This is a genomic window from Bartonella refiksaydamii, from assembly GCF_902652675.1.
Classification (GTDB): Bacteria; Pseudomonadota; Alphaproteobacteria; order Rhizobiales; family Rhizobiaceae; genus Bartonella; species Bartonella refiksaydamii.
In genome coordinates this window covers 63199-84525 of record NZ_LR736290.1, presented here as the reverse complement: position 1 = coordinate 84525, position 21327 = coordinate 63199, and the positions used below count along the sequence as shown (strand labels likewise).

General features: G+C 39.1%; 12 protein-coding genes and 1 pseudogene. 8 read left to right on the top strand and 5 right to left on the bottom strand.

All coding sequences use genetic code 11. The features are described 5' to 3' along the window. Window positions 1–395: 395 nt before the first annotated feature. The 6 genes from ahcY to trxA all read left to right on the top strand — a co-directional run bounded on the left by ahcY (window position 396) and on the right by trxA (window position 13134). The gene (ahcY, locus tag GQO39_RS01350) at window positions 396–1793 is read left to right on the top strand and encodes an adenosylhomocysteinase (RefSeq protein ID WP_156850627.1); all 1398 of its coding nucleotides are present in this window, start codon (window positions 396–398) and stop codon (window positions 1791–1793) included. A 39-nt stretch (window positions 1794–1832) separates the two neighbouring features. Continuing rightward, window positions 1833–4298: a sensor histidine kinase gene (locus GQO39_RS01345; RefSeq protein ID WP_156850626.1), complete on the top strand. Its 2466-nt coding sequence runs from the start codon at window positions 1833–1835 to the stop codon at window positions 4296–4298. 53 nt (window positions 4299–4351) lie between these two features. Next, the gene (gene tsaE / locus GQO39_RS01340) at window positions 4352–5842 is read left to right on the top strand and encodes a tRNA (adenosine(37)-N6)-threonylcarbamoyltransferase complex ATPase subunit type 1 TsaE (protein ID WP_156850625.1); all 1491 of its coding nucleotides are present in this window, start codon (window positions 4352–4354) and stop codon (window positions 5840–5842) included. Window positions 5843–6121: 279 nt separating this feature from the next. Further along, window positions 6122–9244 (top strand): double-strand break repair protein AddB, encoded by a 3123-nt coding sequence (gene addB / locus GQO39_RS01335; protein WP_156850624.1) that lies wholly within the window; start codon window positions 6122–6124, stop codon window positions 9242–9244. After that, on the top strand, window positions 9241–12717 hold the full coding sequence (addA, locus tag GQO39_RS01330) for a double-strand break repair helicase AddA (protein WP_156850623.1): 3477 nt from the start codon (window positions 9241–9243) through the stop codon (window positions 12715–12717). The genes addB and addA overlap by 4 nt, the downstream gene beginning before the upstream one ends. 93 nt (window positions 12718–12810) lie before the next feature. Continuing rightward, window positions 12811–13134 (top strand): thioredoxin, encoded by a 324-nt coding sequence (gene trxA / locus GQO39_RS01325; protein ID WP_156850622.1) that lies wholly within the window; start codon window positions 12811–12813, stop codon window positions 13132–13134. A 102-nt stretch (window positions 13135–13236) separates the two neighbouring features. On the opposite strand, the gene GQO39_RS01320 is transcribed toward trxA, so the two are convergent. Together GQO39_RS01320 and GQO39_RS01315 are read right to left on the bottom strand one after the other, a co-directional pair. Then, a complete protein-coding gene (locus GQO39_RS01320; RefSeq protein ID WP_156850621.1) occupies window positions 13237–14814 on the bottom strand; it encodes a peptide chain release factor 3 in 1578 nt (525 codons plus the stop codon). Then, window positions 14814–16475, bottom strand: a complete 1662-nt coding sequence (locus tag GQO39_RS01315) for a lysine--tRNA ligase (protein ID WP_156850620.1) — start codon at window positions 16473–16475, stop codon at window positions 14814–14816. Before GQO39_RS01315 ends, GQO39_RS01320 begins: the two co-directional genes overlap by 1 nt. A 166-nt stretch (window positions 16476–16641) precedes the next feature. On the opposite strand from GQO39_RS01315, the gene GQO39_RS09385 reads away from it, so the two are divergent. Further along, window positions 16642–16764, top strand: a complete 123-nt coding sequence (locus GQO39_RS09385; protein ID WP_256375694.1) for a hypothetical protein — start codon at window positions 16642–16644, stop codon at window positions 16762–16764. Window positions 16765–16880: 116 nt separating this feature from the next. Here GQO39_RS09385 and GQO39_RS01310 read toward each other — a convergent pair. Continuing rightward, a pseudogene (locus GQO39_RS01310) lies at window positions 16881–18078 on the bottom strand (argininosuccinate synthase); the annotation flags it as partial. A 176-nt stretch (window positions 18079–18254) separates the two neighbouring features. Here GQO39_RS01310 and GQO39_RS01305 point away from each other — a divergent pair. Then, window positions 18255–18893 carry a LysE family translocator gene (locus tag GQO39_RS01305; RefSeq protein WP_156850619.1) on the top strand — a complete coding sequence of 213 codons (639 nt, stop codon included), beginning with the start codon at window positions 18255–18257 and terminating at the stop codon, window positions 18891–18893. Window position 18894: 1 nt separating this feature from the next. On the opposite strand, the gene rlmN is transcribed toward GQO39_RS01305, so the two are convergent. Both rlmN and GQO39_RS01295 read right to left on the bottom strand, forming a co-directional pair. Then, a complete protein-coding gene (gene rlmN, locus GQO39_RS01300; protein ID WP_156850618.1) occupies window positions 18895–20124 on the bottom strand; it encodes a dual-specificity RNA methyltransferase RlmN in 1230 nt (409 codons plus the stop codon). Window positions 20125–20165: 41 nt separating this feature from the next. Beyond that, on the bottom strand, window positions 20166–20669 hold the full coding sequence (locus tag GQO39_RS01295) for an invasion associated locus B family protein (RefSeq protein ID WP_156850683.1): 504 nt from the start codon (window positions 20667–20669) through the stop codon (window positions 20166–20168). Window positions 20670–21327: the final 658 nt, after the last annotated feature.

The window sequence follows — 21327 nt, the reverse complement described above, 5'->3', positions numbered from 1 at the left end:
CGACATGCTATTCTTCATGAGTGTATATATTTTTCACATCTGAATTAATTTCTTACTCCGCAAAAGAGAGTACAGCTATATTGAAAAAATAGATATGTCTCTCTTTTTTTTCAGAATGCCGAATCTGATAGCTGTTCTCTTTGTCACCTTATCCTCTTAACAGTTTAAAAATGAACGAATATCGATAAATTTTGTTCATTAAGAAAACCTTGCATGTGCTTTTTGTAGCCTGCTGGTATCAGTATTGCGCAATAAATAAAGCGTGTTTATTGTATAAAATTTCTGAGAATTTAAAAATTTTTTCTAAGTAAAAAAAACCTTTCTATTCACTTCACTTGCATTTTTTTTTAATTTCTCCTACCGTCTTGCAAAAACTGATTTTAAAGGAATAACGAATGGCAACTCTAGATTATGTTGTCAAAGATATCGCACTTGCTGCCTATGGGCGTAAAGAACTTGATATTGCTGAAACTGAAATGCCTGGTTTAATGGCTTGCCGTGAAGAATTTTCTTCTAGCCAGCCTTTGTGTGGAGCACGTATTTCTGGTTCATTGCACATGACAATTCAAACAGCTGTTTTGATTGAGACATTAAAAGCGATCGGTGCCGATATACGCTGGAGTTCTAGCAATATTTTTTCCACGCAAGACCACGCAGCAGCGGCTATTGCAGCCACAGGTACTCCCGTTTTCGCAGTTAAAGGTGAAACACTGGAAGAATATTGGACTTATATAGATGCAATTTTCCAATGGCCTGATGGCAATCCCTCCAATCTTATCTTAGATGATGGATCTGATGCTACACACTATATTTTGATGGGATGCTGTGCAGAAGAAAATAAAGATATTCTATCTCACCCAAAAACAGAAGAAGAGGGGATTTTTTTCAAACAAATCCAAAAACGTATAGATGCTACACCAGGATTTTTCATACGCCAACGTGCAGCAATCAAAGGTGTAAGCGAAGAAACAACAACGGGTGTACAACGCCTTTATCAATTGCAAAATGAAGGGCTTTTGCCTTTCCCAGCCATTAACGTCAATGATAGTGTCACTAAATCAAAATTTGATAATAAATATGGATGTAAAGAATCACTAGTAGACGGCATTCGACGTGCAACAGACGTTATGATAGCTGGTAAGATTGCCATTGTCTGTGGTTATGGTGATGTGGGTAAAGGTTCAGCAGCCTCTCTTTCAGGTGCTGGTGCTCGCGTTAAAGTAACAGAAATTGATCCCATCTGCGCCCTTCAAGCAGCTATGGATGGCTATGAAGTTGTTAACTTAGATGATGCCGCCTCCAGTGCTGATATTATCATCACAACAACGGGCAATAAAGATATTGTACGATTAGATCATATGCGACAAGTTAAAGATATGTGCATCCTTGGAAACATTGGCCATTTTGATAACGAAATCCAAGTAGCAGCTCTTAGAAATTTGCCATGGATGAATATTAAGCCACAAGTTGATATGATCACTTTTCCTGATGGGAAACGCATTATTTTGCTCTCTGAGGGGCGTTTACTTAACCTCGGTAATGCTACTGGACATCCTTCTTTTGTCATGTCAGCTTCATTTACCAATCAAGTTTTAGCGCAAATTGAACTCTTTACCCGTTCAGAACATTACAAAAATGAAGTAGCTGTTTTGCCAAAGCACCTTGATGAAAAAGTTGCGCGTCTTCACCTTGATCGGTTAGGGATAAAATTAAGCGTTTTATCAGAAGAACAGGCCGCTTATATTGGAGTCACACCACAAGGACCCTATAAACCAAATCATTACCGTTATTAAAACGTTTCCCTCAGTTAAAAGAAAAAAGGAAAACGCACCGTGCTCAACTTTGGTGATATTACCCCCAAAGAAAAAGCTCAAAAAATGATCCGAATCTGTACTCATCTCTTTTGCTTTTTTTTCCTTTTTTCTCCAACGTGCGCTGTTGCTCTGTCATTGGAAATGCATCTACCACCTACCTTCACTTTGCCAGATGGACCATGGCTTCTTTTAGCGCTCTGCGGAGGAATTTCTTGTGCCTCACTCCTTATGTGTATGGCTATTATTATGCGCGTAAAAAAAGCTTCACAAAAGCCTTTGAAGGTATTTCAAGCAGACTGTTCTGAAAAACTTCGATATTATGAGTGGCTTTTAGAAGAAACTGGACAATCTCTTCTTATTTGGGAAAATCCAACGGCTTCACCCCGTGTAGTTGGTAATATTCCCGTATTACAAAAAGCAGGAATTCATCAGAAAGACTTTCAGCATTTTAACTTATGGCTTGAAGAAAACTCAAGCCGAGAACTTGACTACGCATTAACGCAATTACGTTACAACTCTCACCCTTTTGAACTTTTCATCACCACCACAAACAATATGCTGTTACAAGTTACAGGGATAATCGCCGGAACAGCAGCCATTGCACGCTTTCAAGATATTTCAACACAACAGAGCGAAAATGCTCGTTTACAGAAAGATATAGCCACAATTCTCACCGAACTGAGAATGCAGCGCAATCTTCTTGATCGTATACAAGAACCTGTATGGATACGAGATTGTGAGGGGAAGGTTTGCTTTATCAATCGCGCCTTTAAAGAAATGACAAGCTTTAGAGAAAGCAACAATGAAGTCATTGATCTTTTTAATGAAACAACACAACCTAAAACAGATGAAATAGAAACAATTTTTCAAGAGCACGTTCATACCGTCATTGATGGGGAACGGCACTGTTTTTACCTCACACGGATTACAACAGAAGAAGGAATGGCAGCTTTTGCCCGTGATGACAGCGCATATGAAAATCTTGCCAATGAACTGAGGCGCGTTCTTCAAAGCCATTGTGAGACACTTGATCAAATCTCAACAGCTGTAGCCATTTTTGATACAAATCAAAAATTAAAATTTTGTAATCAGGCTTTTAAAATTTTATGGCCGTTGGAGAGTTCTTTTCTAGAAAGTAAACCAAGCCATACATTGCTTCTTGAACGCTTGCGTGAAAAAGGACTCCTTGCGGAACATCCTGATTGGCGCGCGTGGAAAGAAGAACTTTTTAAAGCCTATCGGCAAACAGAATCGAATCAACAAATTTGGAATCTTCCTGACGGGCGCACGGTATGTGTTATTTCCAGTCCTCATCCACAAGGAGGCGTCACTTGGCTTTACGAAAATCTCACAGAAAAAATTAATCTTGAACGACGCTATAACACACTCATTAAAATACAAGGCGAAACACTTGATAAACTTTCAGAAGGAGTCGTGGTTTTTGGCACTGATGGGCGTCTGCGTTTATCGAATCCAGCTTTGTCTAAATTATGGTCTCTTCCCTATAATTTATCGGTAGAAGGTACCCATATCACACAATTACAAAGCCATTGTTCTGCTCTATGCACGGGGTCAGAGTGGGATCAATTTGCCAAATTTATTACAGGTTTTGCTGAAAAACGTGACACATATTCAGGTCGTATGGATCTCAAAAATGAAATGATTATTGACTACACATTGGTCCCTCTCCCCAATGGGCAAACGATGCTCACTTTCGTTAATGTTACGGACACCGTCCATGTTGCACGTGCTCTTCAAGAAAAAAATGAAGCCTTAGAAAGTGCTGATCGTTTGCGTAATGAATTTGTCCAACATGTTTCCTATGAATTACGCACACCTCTTACCAATATTATAGGGTTTTCCGATATTTTACGTGATCAAATTTTTGGCTCTATCAATGAACGTCAAAAAGAATATCTTGGGCACATTCATTCAGAATCAGGCACTCTTTTGAATATTGTTAATGATATTCTTGATCTTGCAACCCTTGATGCTGGTATCATGGAGTTGGACATACAGCCGGTTAATATTGCCAATGCTATGATACACGCAGTAGCACGTGTAGAAGAGCGCCTTAACGGACGCCATATTACACTTCTACAACAAATTTCTCCCTCTTTAAATTTTATTTTTGCTGATGCCACACGTTTGCATCAAATCTTTGTTAATGTTCTGAGTAACGCGATTAATTTCGCAGCAGAAGCAAGCACAATTGAATTTTGTGTTGATGAACAAGATAATAACGTCGTCTTTAGTGTCCACAATGAGGGATCTGATATTCCTGAAGATATTCTTGATCGCATTTTCAAACGTTTTTCTTCTTATTCACATCATGGTGGACGTGCAGGAGCAGGTCTTGGACTTTCCCTTGTCAAAAGCTTTGTTGAACTCCATGGTGGTCACGTTGAAATTCTCACAGGAACGGGACAAGGAACAACGGTTAAATGTTTTTTTCCAATTCCTAAAGGAGACGAAGTTTTTTAATCTCGTTCTTTATCATTACATAATTTTTTCTCGTTCATTTTATGGAACTCACAATGCATTTTAATTTTTTTCTTGAAAATGAAGAAGCAACCAAGTTTTTCGCGCAAGATCTAGCCCTCGCTTTAAAGCTAGGTGATATTGTAACGCTGCAAGGTGATCTTGGAACAGGAAAATCAACCATCGCACGAGAAATCATTCATACACTTGCCAACGACAATACTCTAGATGTTCCAAGTCCTACTTTCACTCTTGTTCAAAGCTATCAGCTTTCACAATTTGATGTTCTTCATGTTGATCTTTATCGTCTTTCTATGGAAGAAGAAATTGATGAATTAGGACTTCATGAAGAACGTGAACAAAGAATTTTACTCATTGAATGGCCAGAAAAAGGGGCTGATATTTTAAGTCCTGCTACCTTTGCAATTACTTTACAGCATGAAGGCTGTGGGCGTCGTGTGATTCTTAAATCAGCACAACATTCTATTGAGCGTCTACAGAGATCTTTTGCAATTCGCACATTTTTAAAAGCCCATAACCGTAGTCATGTTCATCGCCGTTTTTTAGCTGGAGATGCCTCTGCTCGCACCTATGAACTTTTGGATGATGGAAACTATCAAGAAGTTCTTATGAATGCGCCAATCATGCAAATGGAACAAAATACAGATCTCTCTTACGTAACAATGACACGCCTTGCAAAAGACATCCGTCAATTTATAGGAATTAATCAACTAATTTTGGACAATGGATTTTCTGCTCCCCATATCTTTGTTGAAGATTTTGAAAAAGGGCTTTTGATTCTAGAAGATTTGGGGCGTGCAAGGATTTTAGATCAAACTGGCAATCCTTTGGAAGAACGTTATATCGCCTGTAGTGAATTACTGGCTACCTTTCACCAAAAATCATGGCCTTCTGAAAAGCAATTTGCAACATTTTCGCTTCAAATTCCCTCTTATGATTGTCAAGCACTAAAAACAGAACTCTCCTTATTGCTAGACTGGTATTTTCCCTTCCAAACACAAAAAACCTTGGATCAAGAACAGCGTAAAGCCTTTTTTGCGTGTTGGCAGCCCTATCTCGTTAGTCTCACCAAAGGAGAAAACACCTTTGTCATGCGTGATTACCATTCCCCTAATATTCTTTGGCGCGCACATAAAGAGGGATTTTCCCGTATTGGTCTGATTGATTTTCAAGATGGCTTAATCGGTTCAACAGCCTATGATCTTGTCTCTTTAGCACAAGACGCACGCCTGTTTATTCCACCAACACTCGAAGCGAAAATTCTTGATGCCTATTGTAATGCACGTCATCAAGCATCACGACCTTTTAATGAAGATGAATTACGTAAGCTTTACGCTTTTGCAGGCGTTCAACGAGTTTCAAGAATTTTAGGACTTTTTGTACGTCTCCACCAACGAGATGGAAAATCATCTTATCTTAAACACCTGCCCCATTTGCAGGATTATCTTGCCCGCAATCTCTCACACCCAATGCTTGCACCTTTACAAAGTTTTTATCAAGAAATGGGGCTCATTTCAAAAGCATAATAGAATTTCACACATTGACTTTTTCAAAATACTCTTCATACAAGCAATTTACTTTTGTTAAAGAAAGTGAGGATAAGTATATGCCCGCGACTATTCTCTTTTTCCAAATCTTTGATGAGAATTAACAGATATTATCTACTTAACTGGCTGCTTAATTTAAATTAAAAAATCTACCGCACAAGCGTAGCTTTTTAGTTTTTCCCTGCATAAAAATTGTATACAGTATGAACAATCAAAAAATCAATAAAATGGAATGTTTACTATCCAAAATGAGACCATATGACCTATAAACCGCGTGTTTTTTCTATTTCTTCAGGAACTGCTTTTTTACCACATTTTGTTGATGCCCTGCTCTCTGGTGTTCTTATTGATAACTTTGCACCAAATGGAGATATTCAGGCTGCTCTTGCTGATACTCTTATTTACGTACCGACACGCCGTGCTGCGCGCGCTTTACGTACAGCCTTTGTTGAAGGAAGTGCTACACAATCAACCTTCTTGCCTACCATACGCGCTCTAGGAGATCTAGATGGAGATAGTTTCTTTTTTGTTGAAAACTATACCTGTACCCTAAATCTTCCGATTGGAGAAAGTGAACGCCTTCTGCTTTTAGCACGCCTTATTCGTCTTTGGCGTGAAAATTTACCTGCTCATTTGCGTGCTATGTTTGAGGCAGAAGACGTGCTTATTCCTGCTCGTACTGCTGATTCAATTTGGCTTGCTCAAGATTTAGCACATTTGATGGATGAAATTGAAACAGAATCAGCAGATTGGTCAAAACTTAAAGATATTGCTCCTGATATGGTAGCCGAATGGTGGCAAATAACTCTCGATTTCCTTACTATTGTCACACAAAGCTGGCCGCAAATCTTACAGGAGAGACAACGAAGTAATCCAGCTGAATGGCGTAATCAAGCACTCAAAATGCACGCCGAAACTTTACACCACACAAAACCTAATAAACCTATACTTGCAGCTGGTGTTTCAGGGTCCATTCCTGCTGTTTCTCATCTTTTAAGGGTAATTGCCTCTCTGCCCAAAGGTGCTGTTGTTCTTCCTGGGCTTGATTTTCATATGGATGAAGAACAATGGAAAGCATTAGATACAATCAATAAAGAAAAAACAACTTGTGATTTTTCCGATTATGAAACGAATGCTTTTAGCCATCCTCAATATCATTTAAAAAAACTTCTCTCTCTCATGAAATGTCATCGCACTCATGTTCGCGAAATCGGTCAACAAAGTGCAATAACGAAAAAACGTACGGCTCTTTTATCAGAAGCCCTCCGACCAGCCTCTACAACAGATCGATGGGTACAAATTGTCCGCGATGATTATGAAAATCTTTGTGCAAATTGGTCCTTCATTGAAACTATAAACGAGCGAGAAGAAGCTCTTGCTATTGCTGTTGCTTTACGCAATGCCATTGAAGAACCTCAAAAAAACGCAGCTCTTATTACAAATGATCGTAATTTAGCACGTCGTGTCTCCGTTGAATTACAGCGATTTGGAATTGAAGCAAATGATTCAGGAGAAATACCATTAGCACAAACGCTACCTTCAACTCTGTTACGGCTTATTTTAGAAAATGTGTTTCAGCCTAGTGATCCAATTGCTTTTCTTTCTCTTCTCAAACATCCACTTATAACACTCAAACAAAATCGTCATCGCTTACGCGAAATGGCAGAAAATTTTGAACTCTTTGTTCTTCGAGGCAGTACTGGACGTATTCATCTTCGCAAATGTGACCAATTTATTGAAAAATGGATAAAAACACGTTCCAAGAATACTTCTGATGACTGCACTCTTGATCAACAAAAGAGTGAAGAAGCACATCTGCTTTGTCAGCTTTTGGTTAAAGCCGTTGAACCTTTAGCATCTCTCATGGAACAGGAGAAGGAATGCAGCATCAATGAAGCCGCAATAGCGACTGTTGAAGTTTTTGAAAATTTTGGGCGTGATGAAAACGATTCTCTTGCTCATCTTTATCAACATGAAGCGGGACAAGCATTATCAACTTTTTTGCGTGAATTGGTGAGTGATCAATCAGGACTAAAATTTCATCTTTGCGAATGGCCCGCTATGTTTTCAGCGCTTATAGCAACCCGCTCGGTCACACCTTCCCCTGGGGGACATCCACGCTTATTCATCTGGGGCACTTTGGAATCACGTCTGCAAACGGTTGATACAGTGGTCATCGGTGGTCTCAATGAAGGATCATGGCCTATAACAACCCATAATGATGCTTTTTTATCGCGGCCAATGAAAATGATGTTAACTCTTGAACCACCAGAACAGCATATTGGGCTTTCTGCACATGATTTTCAATGGGCCATGGGAATGAATAAAGTAGTGATGAGCCGAGCACTACGGGTTAATCATGTTCCTTCACTCCCTTCACGCTGGCTACAACGCTTAGAAACTGTCATAGGAAAACAAGTCTGGAAACAAATCCGTGCACGGGGTGAAAAGGTGCTCCATTGGGCAAAAATGCTTGACAATACAAACATGGTTGCTTGTGCGACACGTCCTTGCCCTGTACCACCCCTTAAGATGCGTCCACGTCATTTTTCTGTTACCGAAATAGCAACGTTGCGCTATGATCCTTACGCCATTTACGCAAAAAAAATCTTGCATCTCAAACCGCTTAAAGCACTCACCTATGACCCTTGCGCAGCTGAACGCGGAACGCTTTATCACGCTATTCTTGCTGCTTTTTGCACACAAATAAAAAATCCAAAAGCTGCAAATGCATTAGATGTCCTCCTAACTCTTGGACGTAAAGAATTTGATAAACTTAATTTGCCTGCCGATGTTGAAACAATCTGGTGGACAAATTTTGAAAATCTTGCTCCTTTCATTCTCCAATGGGAACGAAGTTTGGAACCTCGAGAACGATATGCTGAAGTGGTATCGCAAAAAATACCCATAGATACAACAGGCGTAACCCTTTCAGGACGCGCTGATCGTATTGATGTATTGCCAAACAAAACGGTTGAAATTATTGATTTTAAAACCACTACACCACCCTCATCAAAACAAGTTCGTGATTTATTATTTCCACAATTAGCACTGGAAACAGCTTTGTTAATGAAAGGAGCCTTTACAGATTTTCAAAATCTTACCCCCTCAAATCTATTTTACATCCCCCTCAATGGAAAAGGTGAAATAACACCTAAATCAATCTTTTCAAAAAAAGGGGAAAAAGAGCACCAAAGTATCATTAGTCTCGGTGAAAAAGCATGGGAACATCTTATCGCATTAATAGAGTATTATAAAAATCCACAACAAGGCTATCTTTCGCACGCAGTCCCCATGATAAAACAATATGAAAGTGACTATGACCATCTGGCACGCTTATGGGAATGGTCAAATGGATTTCACAAAGGGGATCAGTCATGACTCTTTTTTCTATTCCTGAGGCAGCTCTTGATGCACAAGCAACGGCAACACACCCAAAAACAAATGTGTGGGTTTCTGCAAATGCAGGCTCTGGAAAAACTCATGTTCTAACCGAGCGCGTTATTCGTTTGCTTTTAAACGGTACTCCTCCAGCACGTATTTTATGCCTCACTTATACGAGAGCTGCCGCCGCTGTTATGCAATCGCGGATTTTTCGTACACTCTCTAGCTGGAATGAATGCGATGATGTACAGCTTAAAGAAATCTTATCGCAGCTTGAAAACAAACCTATCAATGCAACAAAAATAACCTATGCACGTCAACTCTTTGCTCGTGCCCTAGAAACACCTGGTGGCTTGAAAATACAAACTATTCATGCGTTTTGCGAATCTCTCTTGCATCAATTTATGCTGGAAGCCAATATTGCTGGACATTTCGAACTCATAGATGATGTCAACCGCAAAAAATTACTACAAGAAGCCCGCTGCCAACTTTTAAAGCATAATGGTGCACAACCCGCTTTGAAACAGCTGCTTACGGTTATCAGTGAACACACTTTTAACCAATTGTTGTATGAAGCAACTGAAAAGCAACATAAACTATCTGGTTTTTTGTCTTCTCTTCTGTCTGAAAATGGAGAAGAAAAATTGCGTGCACTGTTTAATTTAGCACCCGATGAAACAAACAAATGGTTGCTGAAAAAAATTCAACAGACTGCTTGCCTGCCTCTTTATGCTCTTACACATTGCCAAACTTATGGCAACCAACACATCAAGGATATGATCGCGAAATTTTCCCAATTAGCAGAAGCCCATGATGATACAACCATTATCAACATTATTTCCGATATCTATTTTACAACGAAAAATGATCCCCGTAGTTTTTCACGTTTATCTCGTAAAAAATCAGATGAAATTTGGCACTTTGTTCAACAAATGCTTGAAGATAAACAAAGCAAACTTTCTGTTCTTTTAGAAAAATATCAATGCTTAAAAATTGTTACACTTAATATGGCTGCTTTTCAGCTTTGTGCCATGTATCTCAAAATTTATGCAAATTTAAAAAAAGCCAATGGTTTCTTAGATTTTGATGATCTCATTGAACGCACGCTCCATTTGTTACAGCGTAAAGGTGCAAGCCAATGGGTGCACTATAAACTTGATAATGGTCTTGATCACATTTTGCTTGATGAAGCACAAGATACCAACCCTGAACAATGGAAAATTATTCAACTTTTAGCGCAAGAATTTTTCACAGGTTATAGTCAACGCACAAACATACGTACTCTTTTTGCTGTTGGAGATGAAAAACAATCTATCTATTCTTTTCAGGGCGCTGCTCCAGAAAATTTTGCTGCAAATGGCAAAATGATTCAAAAAAAAGCAGAACACGCGAAGCAGAAATTTGAAAAAATACAACTGAATTATTCTTTTCGCTCCACAGCCGATGTCCTTAAAAGCGTTGATCTTGTCTTTGAAACACCAGAAAATTACAAGGGACTTTCAGCAGAAAATACAAAAACGGTACACGAAGCTATTCGTGTTCATAGCCCAGGTGAAGTTATTCTATGGGATGCCATTTCCAAAGAAACAAACGAATTTCCTGATGATTGGCATGCAACTGTTGATCAGTTAGACACACCCGCAGTACGTTTAGCAGAAAAAATTGCTGAAACGATTGCAGGCTGGTTACACAATGGAGAAATGCTTCCAGCAAAGGGGCGTTTATTGCGTGCAAGTGATATTATGGTCTTGGTTCGTAAGCGTGATCAGTTTGCCTTAGCGCTTTCTCGTGCCCTTAAACAACGCAACATTCCTGTCGCTGGCGCTGACCGTTTACAGCTTACAAAACATATGAGTGTACGTGATTTAATGGCACTTGCACGTTTTGTTTTGCAACCACAAGATGATTTATCTCTTGCTTGTGTTTTAAAAAGTCCACTCTTTGCGCTTAGCGAAGAGGAACTTTATCAACTTGCCGCTCACCGTACAGGTTCCCTTTGGCAAAGCCTTTGTAAACAAGCGTCATCGCATATCCCTTTTAAAGATGCTTTCGAAAACTTGAGTAAATATCGTACCTTAGTGGATAAAATACCAGTTTTCGAATTCTATAGCCATATCTTAAATAATGATAAAGGACGACAAAAGATTCTAGCGCGCTTAGGATCGGAAGCAAATGATGTACTTGATGCTTTTATGGATTACACACTTACGATTCAAAAAACGGGTTTACCAGGATTACAAGCTTTTTTGGAGACATTAAGTATAAGTGAACCAGAAATTAAACGTGAGTTTGACCAAAACCATGAAGAAATTCGTATCATGACTGTTCATGCTGCAAAAGGACTGGAAGCTGCCGTTGTGTTTCTGGTTGATCCTGGTAGTGCAATCTGGCATCCCCAGCATGCACCTCACTTGCTTAAAGTTCCCTTGAACAATGCACATTTAAGCGACCAACAAGCTTTTATCTGGCGTCCTAATGCAGAATTTGATACAATGCTCTCTAAACAGGCAATCTCGCGCTTAAAACAGCGTGCAGAAGAGGAATATAGGCGCCTTCTCTATGTAGGAATGACACGCGCGGAAGATCGGTTGTTTGTTTGCGGGTATAGTAGTGAGAGAAACACCCCTCATACGTGGCTACAATTGGTAAAGAAAGCTCTCAAACCGCATGCAGTTCCCATCAAAGGTCCTGCAGAAGATATTGCAGCTTGGCGTTATTGCATCACAGATTCTTCTTCTGCCCCAATAAACCAAGAAGTCTCTTGTGCTGAGTGCCAAGCACTTCCACCTCTACCAGATTTTTTCTCCCATAAAGTACCAGCTGAACCGGTGTTACCAAAACCGCTGAGGCCCTCTGTTGCTAGTCTTTCCATTGAGGCTGATACCGAGATTTCTCCCAATTCAAAATATCTTAGCATCTCGCCTGTCTTAGGAGAAACAAATACCAACAGAGCTTTTTTCATTGAATATGGTAATATTGTTCACCGATTGTTGCAATATTTGCCCAATTGCCCTCCCGAAAAACGTCGAGATTGTGCCCAACACTATCTCAACACCAAAGCCTCTCATTGGCAGGAGTCCCAAAAAGAAAAAGCACTTTGTCATGTTTGGAAAATTTTAAATCATTCGTATCTCAAGCCCCTCTTTTCTGACAATTCACATGCTGAAGTGTCCTTAATGGGCACTGTCAAAATCCGTGGAAAAGAACAGGCAATTTCTGGTCAAATTGACCGCCTATGCATCACAAAAAATAGCATTATCTTTGCTGATTTTAAAACAGGAATCCCACCAGAAAACGAAGCTGCTATCGCCCCACATTATTTACTACAAATGGCTCTTTACCGAAAATTGCTGCAAGCTATTCATCTCGATAAAGAAATCCAAGCTCTTCTTGTTTACAGTAAAGAAGCAAAAATTTTCAAACTTCCTCCGGAAAAACTCGATGCACTTCTTGATGAAATTGCCTTATAAGCTAAGGAACTTCTCTTATAATTTATCTTTGCAATAACTTGATATGAAGTGCCATTATACCAATGTATAGAAATGGATATAAAGGATAAAATAATGACCTGTATAAAAATTGATAAGAGCAATTTTGAAAGTGAAGTTCTCACCTCTTCCATCCCTGTTGTAGTTGATTTTTGGGCAGAATGGTGTGGTCCCTGCAAAATGATTGCTCCGATTTTGGATGAAATTTCAACAGAAATGCAAGATCAGATAAAAATTGCCAAAATAAATATTGATGAAAATCCAGAATTGGCGACCCAATACGGAGTACGGTCGATTCCTACCCTATTGATGTTTAAAAATGGAAATGTCTCATCGAATATGGTTGGCGCTGCTTCTAAAGGGCGTGTTTCTGAATGGATTAAAGATGGTCTTCGTTAAGCCCATTTATAGTAACTTTTTTCAAAGGAGAGAGGTTTTATCTCTCCTTTGTGTTTGGTTTGTTAAAAAAATAACTGCTTCTATCATAACAGAAGCTTTTGTTTATTCAGAGCGTATTTGATAATCTTTAAAAGTTGCAAATTTTATTTTCGGCGCTCGTTCTGCTTCATAATTCAATGAAAAATGATTTTCTGCCAAAAAAACTGGATCACCATCCAAATCATACGCAATCGCAGAGCGATTATTGGTAAGAAATTTTTGCAGATCATCTTTCGTTTCTGCTGAAATCCAACGACATACATTAAAACGCGCTGATTCAAAGCTCACCGGTAAAGAATATTCTACCTTAAGTCGTTCCGTTAAAACATCAATTTGCAAAGCACCAATGACCCCAACAAGAGCAGGTGACCCATCATCAGGAATAAATAATTGCACAACACCTTCTTCAGCCATTTGCTGTAAAGCTTCTTTGAGCTTTTTTGCTTTCATCGGATCACCCAAACAAACACGACGTAAAATTTCCGGTGCAAAATTGGGTACACCTTTAAAAAGAATCTCTTCACCTTCCGTCAAGGTATCACCAATCCGCAGCGTTCCATGGTTTGGAAGACCAACTATATCACCAGCATAAGCTTTATCAGCAATTTGACGTGAGCGGGCAAAGAAAAATTGAGGTGCTGACAGTGTCATTGGCTTTCCAGTCCGTACCAACTTTGTCTTCATACCACGCTCAAGTGTCCCTGAACACACCCGCAAAAATGCAATACGATCACGATGATGAGGGTCCATATTAGCCTGAATTTTAAAGACAAACCCTGTCATTTTGGGTTCTGTCGCTATGACATTGCGTTGATCTGCTAACTGATTACGAGGACTTGGACCAAAATCAATGAACGCATTGATCAAATCACGAACACCAAAATTTCTTAAAGCCGAACCAAAATAAACCGGTGTCATATGTCCTTCACGGAAAGCTTGCAGATCAAAATTTTTGCAAGCACTTCGAGCAAGGTCTACTCCTTCGATAAAAGACAAGCGTTGATTTTCAGGAAGCAAATTTGCAACTTCGTTAGGTCCCGAAACCGTCTGTTGCGTAACCTCATCATCTTTTTTTCGAAAACGGTCATGATGAAGGTCAAATGTTCCAACAAAATCTTTACCTATACCAATGGGCCACGTTATTGGTGCGGTATCAAGTGCAAGTTTCTCTTCAATTTCATCTAAAAGTTCTATAGGGTCGCGCGCTTCACGATCCATTTTATTGACAAAAGTAATAATAGGTATATCCCGCATCCGACACACTTCAAATAATTTCAGTGTTCTCGGTTCAATTCCGCGTGCACCATCAAGCACCATAATAGCACTGTCAACTGCCGTAAGAGTACGGTACGTATCATCGGCAAAGTCCTCATGACCTGGAGTATCTAACAAATTAAATATATGGTCTTGATATTCAAATGTCATCACTGAGGTCACAACCGAAATACCACGATCACGTTCAATATTCATCCAATCGGAACGGGTTTGAATACGATCTTTTTTCGCCTTTACTTCACCGGCAAGTTGAATCGCTCCACCAAATAATAAAAGTTTTTCTGTCAGTGTTGTCTTGCCCGCATCAGGATGAGCAATAATCGCAAATGTACGCCGCCGTTTTATCTCTTGCACTCTCTGTTCCATTATTCCCCCGTAGGCCGTGCAAGCGCTTCAGCAATCAGTGTGCGCATTTCATTAATCCCATACAGTGCAATAAATGATCCTAATCGTGGTCCTCGTTCTTGCCCTAAAAGGACTTCATAGAGCATTTGAAAAAAAATATTTGAAACACCTGGACCTCCTTCAGGGCTTTTTTTGTTATGGTCTTGATAACGCTCCGTTAAACGTGCAACATCAAGAAGCGCATTTTGAAGAATGTTGCCATCAGCATTTTCTGGTAAACTAGCTAATTTTGCATCAATTTGCTCTAATGTTGTGCGTTCATCCTTATCTGGTGTTCGAAACTTTTTGTTTGGTTTGACAAAGACATCAAAATATTTAATGGCAAATTGCACTAACTGGTCAAGTTCTGGATAAGCTTGTGCATTGGCTCCTTTAGCATAGCGAGAAATAAAACCCCAAAGGACCTCTTTATTCTCCGCATTTGAAGCACTAACTAAATTTAAGAGCATCGCAAAGGATACAGGCAAATCAATCAGCGGAGGGCAACCACTATGGATATGCCATACGGGGTTATTAAGCCGCTCTTGCCATTTTTGACGACCATAGGCTGAAAGATGTGCATAATACTCATCAACGGCTTTCGGAATAACATCAAAATAAAGTCGTTTTGCTGTTTTGGGCTTTGAAAACATGTAAAGCCCCAAACTTTCTGTTGGTGCATAGGTTAACCACTCATCAATGGTTAAACCATTTCCCTTGGATTTGGAAATTTTCTGTCCCTTATCATCCAAAAAGAGCTCATAATTAAATCCTTCTGGTGGATTTCCACCAAGCACTTTGCAAATTTTAGAGGAAAGATTGGTAGAATCAATAAGATCTTTACCCGCCATTTCATAATCAACCCCAAGCGCTTTCCAACGCATTGCCCAATCCACCTTCCACTGGCATTTAACCTTGCCACCTGTGACCTCCGTTTCAATGGCTTCTCCAGTTTCAGGCTCAATATAGGTGACTGTTCCTTTCTCAACATTACGGGAAACCATCGGCACTTGTAATACTTTTCCAGAAAAAGGAGAAATAGGTAAAAAGAGAGAATAGGTAGCTCGCCGTTCTTCACCCAATGTTGGGAGGATAATTGCCATTACCTTGTCGTAACAGATAAGTATTTTTAAAAGTGTTTCATCAAAACGACCAGAACTATAATAGTCCGTGGCACTCGCAAATTCATAGTCAAAACTAAAACGATCAAGAAAAGCGCGCAAACGTGCGTTATTCGCTGCTCCAAAAGAAGGATAACTATTGCCAAAAGGATCCGGTACGCGGCTGAGCGGTTGACCAAGATAACTTTCCATCTTTTCTCGATCAGGTACATTATCAGGTACTTTACGCAAACCATCCATATCATCAGAAAAACAAAGCAGTTTTGTTTTAACTTTATTCTCCGTGAGAATATGGAAAGCATGACGCACCATGGTTGTACGTGCTACCTCCCCGAAGGTTCCAATATGCGGTAAACCAGAAGGTCCATAACCAGTTTCAAATATTACACTCTGTGGATAACCTGTTTTTTCATATCGCTTTATAATTTTACGTGCTTCTTCAAATGGCCAAGCTCTCGATTGAACAGCCGCATCTCTTAATTCTGACGTAAGGCTAAGGGTATCACACTGATCACGCATCATTTCTTTATCCTAAAAATTAAACTCTTTCATGATATGGCGTATAGTTCTTGAATTTATTCGTCAATAATAGCAAGTGAAAAGGCATAATCTCTTACATACTCTTGCCACAATTAGCATCCGCTCTATTATTCTGTTTATATTTTACGTCAACAAAAGTGTGAATATTATGAATCGCAATTTACTGGTTTTGATTATAGGCGCTTTACTTGTTCTTCTTATAGGTTTTTCTTATTACACTTATCGGCAAGAAAGCAAAACTTCTAGCATTGAACTCAAAATTGATAAATAAGCTGTTTGTAACCAAAATCAATTAAAGAAGTTACCTTCTTCAACTTTTAATATTAAGAGCTGTTCTACGCTTGACACTATCAAAATGACTTCTGTTATGTTTCTGTGTGTTGATGAGCGTGCTGCTCGTGTGCGCAAATGTAGAGAATTTAATTTAATAAAGCCAGCAGCATCTTTTGGTCATAAGTTATCATCCTCAAAGGTTACCAATTTATTGGAATAAAGCGACTTTTTGCTTTCGCGTCCTCCAACGATCACATCGCTCTTATAAAGTTTTAATGTAACTCCACTTTCAACATTTTCTTGGGATAAATCAATAGCTGCCTGCAACATTTTGCGCTCAAGGGAAAATCAAAAGTCGTAATAAGTAAGTTCTGCATAACGCGGCATTAATTCATCTTTCAAATGAACCGCACCCCGATCCAATGTCAAAGCTTCCATCGCGCGATGAACAATTAGGAGAATGATTCTTCCTAGCATCTCATAAATGCCACGCAATTTCATACCTACAAAACAATTTTCTACTAAATCTAACCGACCAATATCATTGTCGCATCCATAACCATTCAATTTAGAAAGTAATTTTACAGGGGAGAAACTTTTCCCATTGATCGAGATTACATCACCTTCTTTAAAACCAATAGTGATTCTCGTTGCTTGATCTGAAGCAGCTTCTGGCGAAAGAGTACGCATATGCACATATTCAGGAGCAAGAAGAGCCGGATCTTCTAAAATTTTTTCCTCTGATGAGGTATGCAATAGATTCGCATCAACCGGAAAAGGTGCCTCACCTTGCTTATCCTTTTCCGCCGGAATTTGCTGTGCATGCGCAAAATCAATTAAATCCATCCTGCTTTTAAAAAACCAATCACGCCATGGAGCAATAATTTTGATATCAGGATTAAGTGCATAAGCAGAAAGCTTAAAGTGTACTTGATCATTGCCTTTTTCTGTTACTCTGGGCAATTGCATCTTCTCCTGTTTCTTTGGCAATTTTAATAAAACGCTTTGCAATAAGTGGACGGGCAATTGACCTTACTAAAAGGTAGGTCTCTTCATAAACTGCATTAGCCCGAAACATCGGAAAGACAAAATCACGCACAAATTTTTTGCACAAATCTTCGATATAGATTTCTTTAACATCAAGCATTTCAGCTTTACGATGAAGTACGAACTCTTCCTCCCCTACCCAAATCGGCTGCAAAAGTTACAACTTCAGCACCTAGTTTGTTTTGCAACCATTTAAGAATAATTAAGGTACCCAGTCCGCCTGAATGAGCCAAAACAGCTTTCTAACATTTTGCCACTTTTTTATTTTAAAATTCTACTGTGTTTGTTTTCTTTGAACTTAGAATTATGCAAAGAATGAAAATAAATTCCTTTTGAGCAGCATTTAAAAGATGCAAAAAAAAACAAAAAAGTGTAAAGAAGCATTTTTTGTAAGAGGTGTAAGTTATTTGAACCTCTTTACACGATAATGAAGAGGTTTATATGTCATTTCTTCCTGAATGGTCTATTTTAATACAGTTTTCTGCGGCATCGTTGATTTTAGCACTTATTCCAGGACCTGATATGATGCTTTCTATAGGACGAACCATTACACAAAGCAAAAAAGCCGGAGTCATGTGTGCTTTAGGGAGTGCAACAGGCTTTGCTATTCAAGTTACCGCCGTAGCACTTGGTTTATCAGCTCTTATTTTTGCTTCACCGCACGCTTTTGTTCTTCTTAAAATTGCTGGTGCTTTTTATCTTTTATGGTTTGCTATTCAAGCATTACGTAAACACTTAACATTTTTTGTTGAACCAGTACCATCTAAATACCAAAGCTTTAAACGCAACTATTTCGCTGGTATTGGAATTAATCTTTTAAATCCCAAGATCATTCTCTTTAATGTGACCTTTTTACCGCAATTTATCAATGCTAAAGATCCTATGGCGACACAGAAATTACTCATTTTAGGACTTTCTTATATCCCTATCTCTCTCCCCATTACAATTTCCGCGGTTTTTATGGCGCACAAACTTTTGCAAAGCCTCAAACAAAATCCTCTTTATATGCGTTTTCTTAACTGGCTTATTGCTGGTACCTTTACCAGCTTTGCTCTTCACCTCCTTATAGCTGAAAATTGAGTCATTGACTGGCAGCCGCATCTTCAAATTGCACACGTTCAGACTTACGTAAACGTTCTGAAGCAGATTTAAGCTGACCACATGCAGCTAAAATATCGCGTCCGCGCGGCACCCGAATAGGTGAGGCATAACCTGCTTGATTAACCACATCGGCAAAACGCTCAATTTGTTCCCAATCAGAACATTGATAATTCGTCCCTGGCCATGGATTAAAAGGTATCAAATTGATCTTAGCAGGAATACCTTTAAGTAACTGGACCAACCGTTTGGCATCATCCAAACTATCATTTATGTCTTTCAGCATAACATATTCAAATGTAATTCGCTTTGCATTAGAAAGACCAGGATAATTACGGCAAGCATTCATTAACAAAGCAAGTGGATATTTTTTATTGATCGGAACAAGCATATCCCTTAGCGTATCATGTACTGCGTGAAGTGAAATCGCCAACATAACACCAATTTCCTCTCCGGTTCGGATAATTCCTGGAACGACCCCGCTGGTTGAAAGCGTAATTCGGCGTTTTGATAAAGAAAGCCCATCTCCATCGGAAGCAATTAATAAAGCTTTTTTAACTGCTTCAAAATTATAAAGTGGCTCCCCCATTCCCATCATAACGATATTGGTGATCTTGCGCCCTTCAACTGGAACAATTGCCCCATCAGGAGTATTTCTATCAGGAAAATCCCCCAAACAATCACGTGCAACCAATAATTGCGCCAAAATTTCTTCCGCTGTCAAATTACGAACTAGAACTTGCGTTCCCGTATGGCAAAAAGAACAGGTTAGCGTACACCCTACCTGAGATGAAAGACATAAAGTACCACGCCCTTCCTCAGGAATGTAGACTGTCTCAATTTCAACAGGCCTTCCAGCCCCACGTGCTGGAAAGCGCAACAGCCATTTACGCGTACCATCTTTTGATATTTGTTCCCAGACAATTTCCGGACGTGCAATGGAAAAATGACTTTTAAGCATTTCTTGCATTGGTTTAGAAATATTCAGCATTTCATTAAAATTTGAAACACCACGCACATAAAGCCAATGCCAAATTTGGCGTACACGCATACGTATTTGACGTTCTGGAACACCAATAGTCTTTAAGGCTTGCATCATTTCATTTTGCAATAAGCCAATTAAGGAAAGCTTAGACCTCTCTTTCACGACAACGTTATCTGTGTCTCGTGCTGGACATTCACCAACCGGTCTAAGATCATATGAAACAGACATTCTTTTCTAATTTATACCACTATTTTAGAGTTACAGAGACCTTAATGGCATTTCTGGACCGCACTTAATGCAGCCGTGACTCCTTTTAAGGAATAAGTGTAAGTCGTATGGGTTCCCCGTTTTGAGGTCGCCTTCACCGTCATATTTCTTCCAGCACGCATAGCAGAAACAAGTTGTTTTTCTGACTCTGGTGACGCCAACCAAGCGGAAGAATCCTTTGTGAAAAAATCAAAATCCTGCCCTCCAATAGTAACAATAACTTTTGATCCTTCTTTAAGGGTATAACCAGCCATGAATTGTGGTTCAAACACAACAGGTGAATTCGAGCGCTTGGTAACCAAAAAGAAATTATCGCCATGATTAACCGTCGTTGGAAGTGCCTCCAAAGGTACTGACAATACGTAGCAAATTGTATTTTGGGGCGATTTATAAGAATAAGCTCCCCAAGCCTCAAATTGATTTAGACGGCTTGGCACTTGTGCACATGCTGCTCCTGCTGTAACTAAAACCATTATAGATGCAGCAATAAAAGTCTTTTCAAACATCTTCATTTAACCCACTTCTTTAGTCTTTCACAAAATTTCTTCATTGAAAAAGCTCAACAAAAGCTCGTCTACGCCTTAGTATAGTTCTTACCCTCCCCTCATGAAAAAATATTTTTGCACTAATTTAAGAGCAGATTTATTTACATTCAATCATGACCCTTTGGTTGTTATTAAAACATGAACTCTTTAATTCAATAGAAAAACTAAAAAACAATATATAGCTTTTCAAATATTATTTATAAACTTAACACACTCAATGCACTTGGTTAATAAAAATCGCGAACACCTCTCCTTGGTTATTGTGTGTTCATAGTATGTATTCAATGTCGTCTTTTCACGGCCTTAAAGCCTTTTCGCAAAAAGTTATCAGCATATTTACTATACAACATAGAATGTATAGCTCCGACCTTGACTATTCTACGTAATTTTGCCTGCCTTGATACCATTTATCTTTACTATACATCTTCCCATTTTCAATTGCCAATTTCTGAAGAGATTTCAACAATCTACATTAGTTTAACCGTATTGTTTTGATGTATTTCTTGTCATAGCTGTTGCTAAACCTTCTACCTTATAGTTTTTTAAACAACTTCCTAATTAATTAAACCGTGATTAAACAAGCTTGTACATGCGTAAAAAATCCTCTTACCCAATCTAA

Bases quoted from the DNA above. Each gene is read 5' to 3' on its own strand.
- ahcY (WP_156850627.1), top strand. From the start codon at position 396: ATGGCAACTCTAGATTATGTTGTCAAAGATATCGCACTTGCTGCCTAT.
- tsaE (WP_156850625.1), top strand. From the start codon at position 4,352: ATGCATTTTAATTTTTTTCTTGAAAATGAAGAAGCAACCAAGTTTTTC.
- addB (WP_156850624.1), top strand. From the start codon at position 6,122: ATGACCTATAAACCGCGTGTTTTTTCTATTTCTTCAGGAACTGCTTTT.
- addA (WP_156850623.1), top strand. From the start codon at position 9,241: ATGACTCTTTTTTCTATTCCTGAGGCAGCTCTTGATGCACAAGCAACG.
- trxA (WP_156850622.1), top strand. From the start codon at position 12,811: ATGACCTGTATAAAAATTGATAAGAGCAATTTTGAAAGTGAAGTTCTC.
- GQO39_RS01320 (WP_156850621.1), bottom strand. From the start codon at position 14,814: ATGGAACAGAGAGTGCAAGAGATAAAACGGCGGCGTACATTTGCGATT.
- GQO39_RS01315 (WP_156850620.1), bottom strand. From the start codon at position 16,475: ATGATGCGTGATCAGTGTGATACCCTTAGCCTTACGTCAGAATTAAGA.
- GQO39_RS09385 (WP_256375694.1), top strand. From the start codon at position 16,642: ATGAATCGCAATTTACTGGTTTTGATTATAGGCGCTTTACTTGTTCTT.
- GQO39_RS01305 (WP_156850619.1), top strand. From the start codon at position 18,255: ATGTCATTTCTTCCTGAATGGTCTATTTTAATACAGTTTTCTGCGGCA.
- rlmN (WP_156850618.1), bottom strand. From the start codon at position 20,124: ATGTCTGTTTCATATGATCTTAGACCGGTTGGTGAATGTCCAGCACGA.
- GQO39_RS01295 (WP_156850683.1), bottom strand. From the start codon at position 20,669: ATGTTTGAAAAGACTTTTATTGCTGCATCTATAATGGTTTTAGTTACA.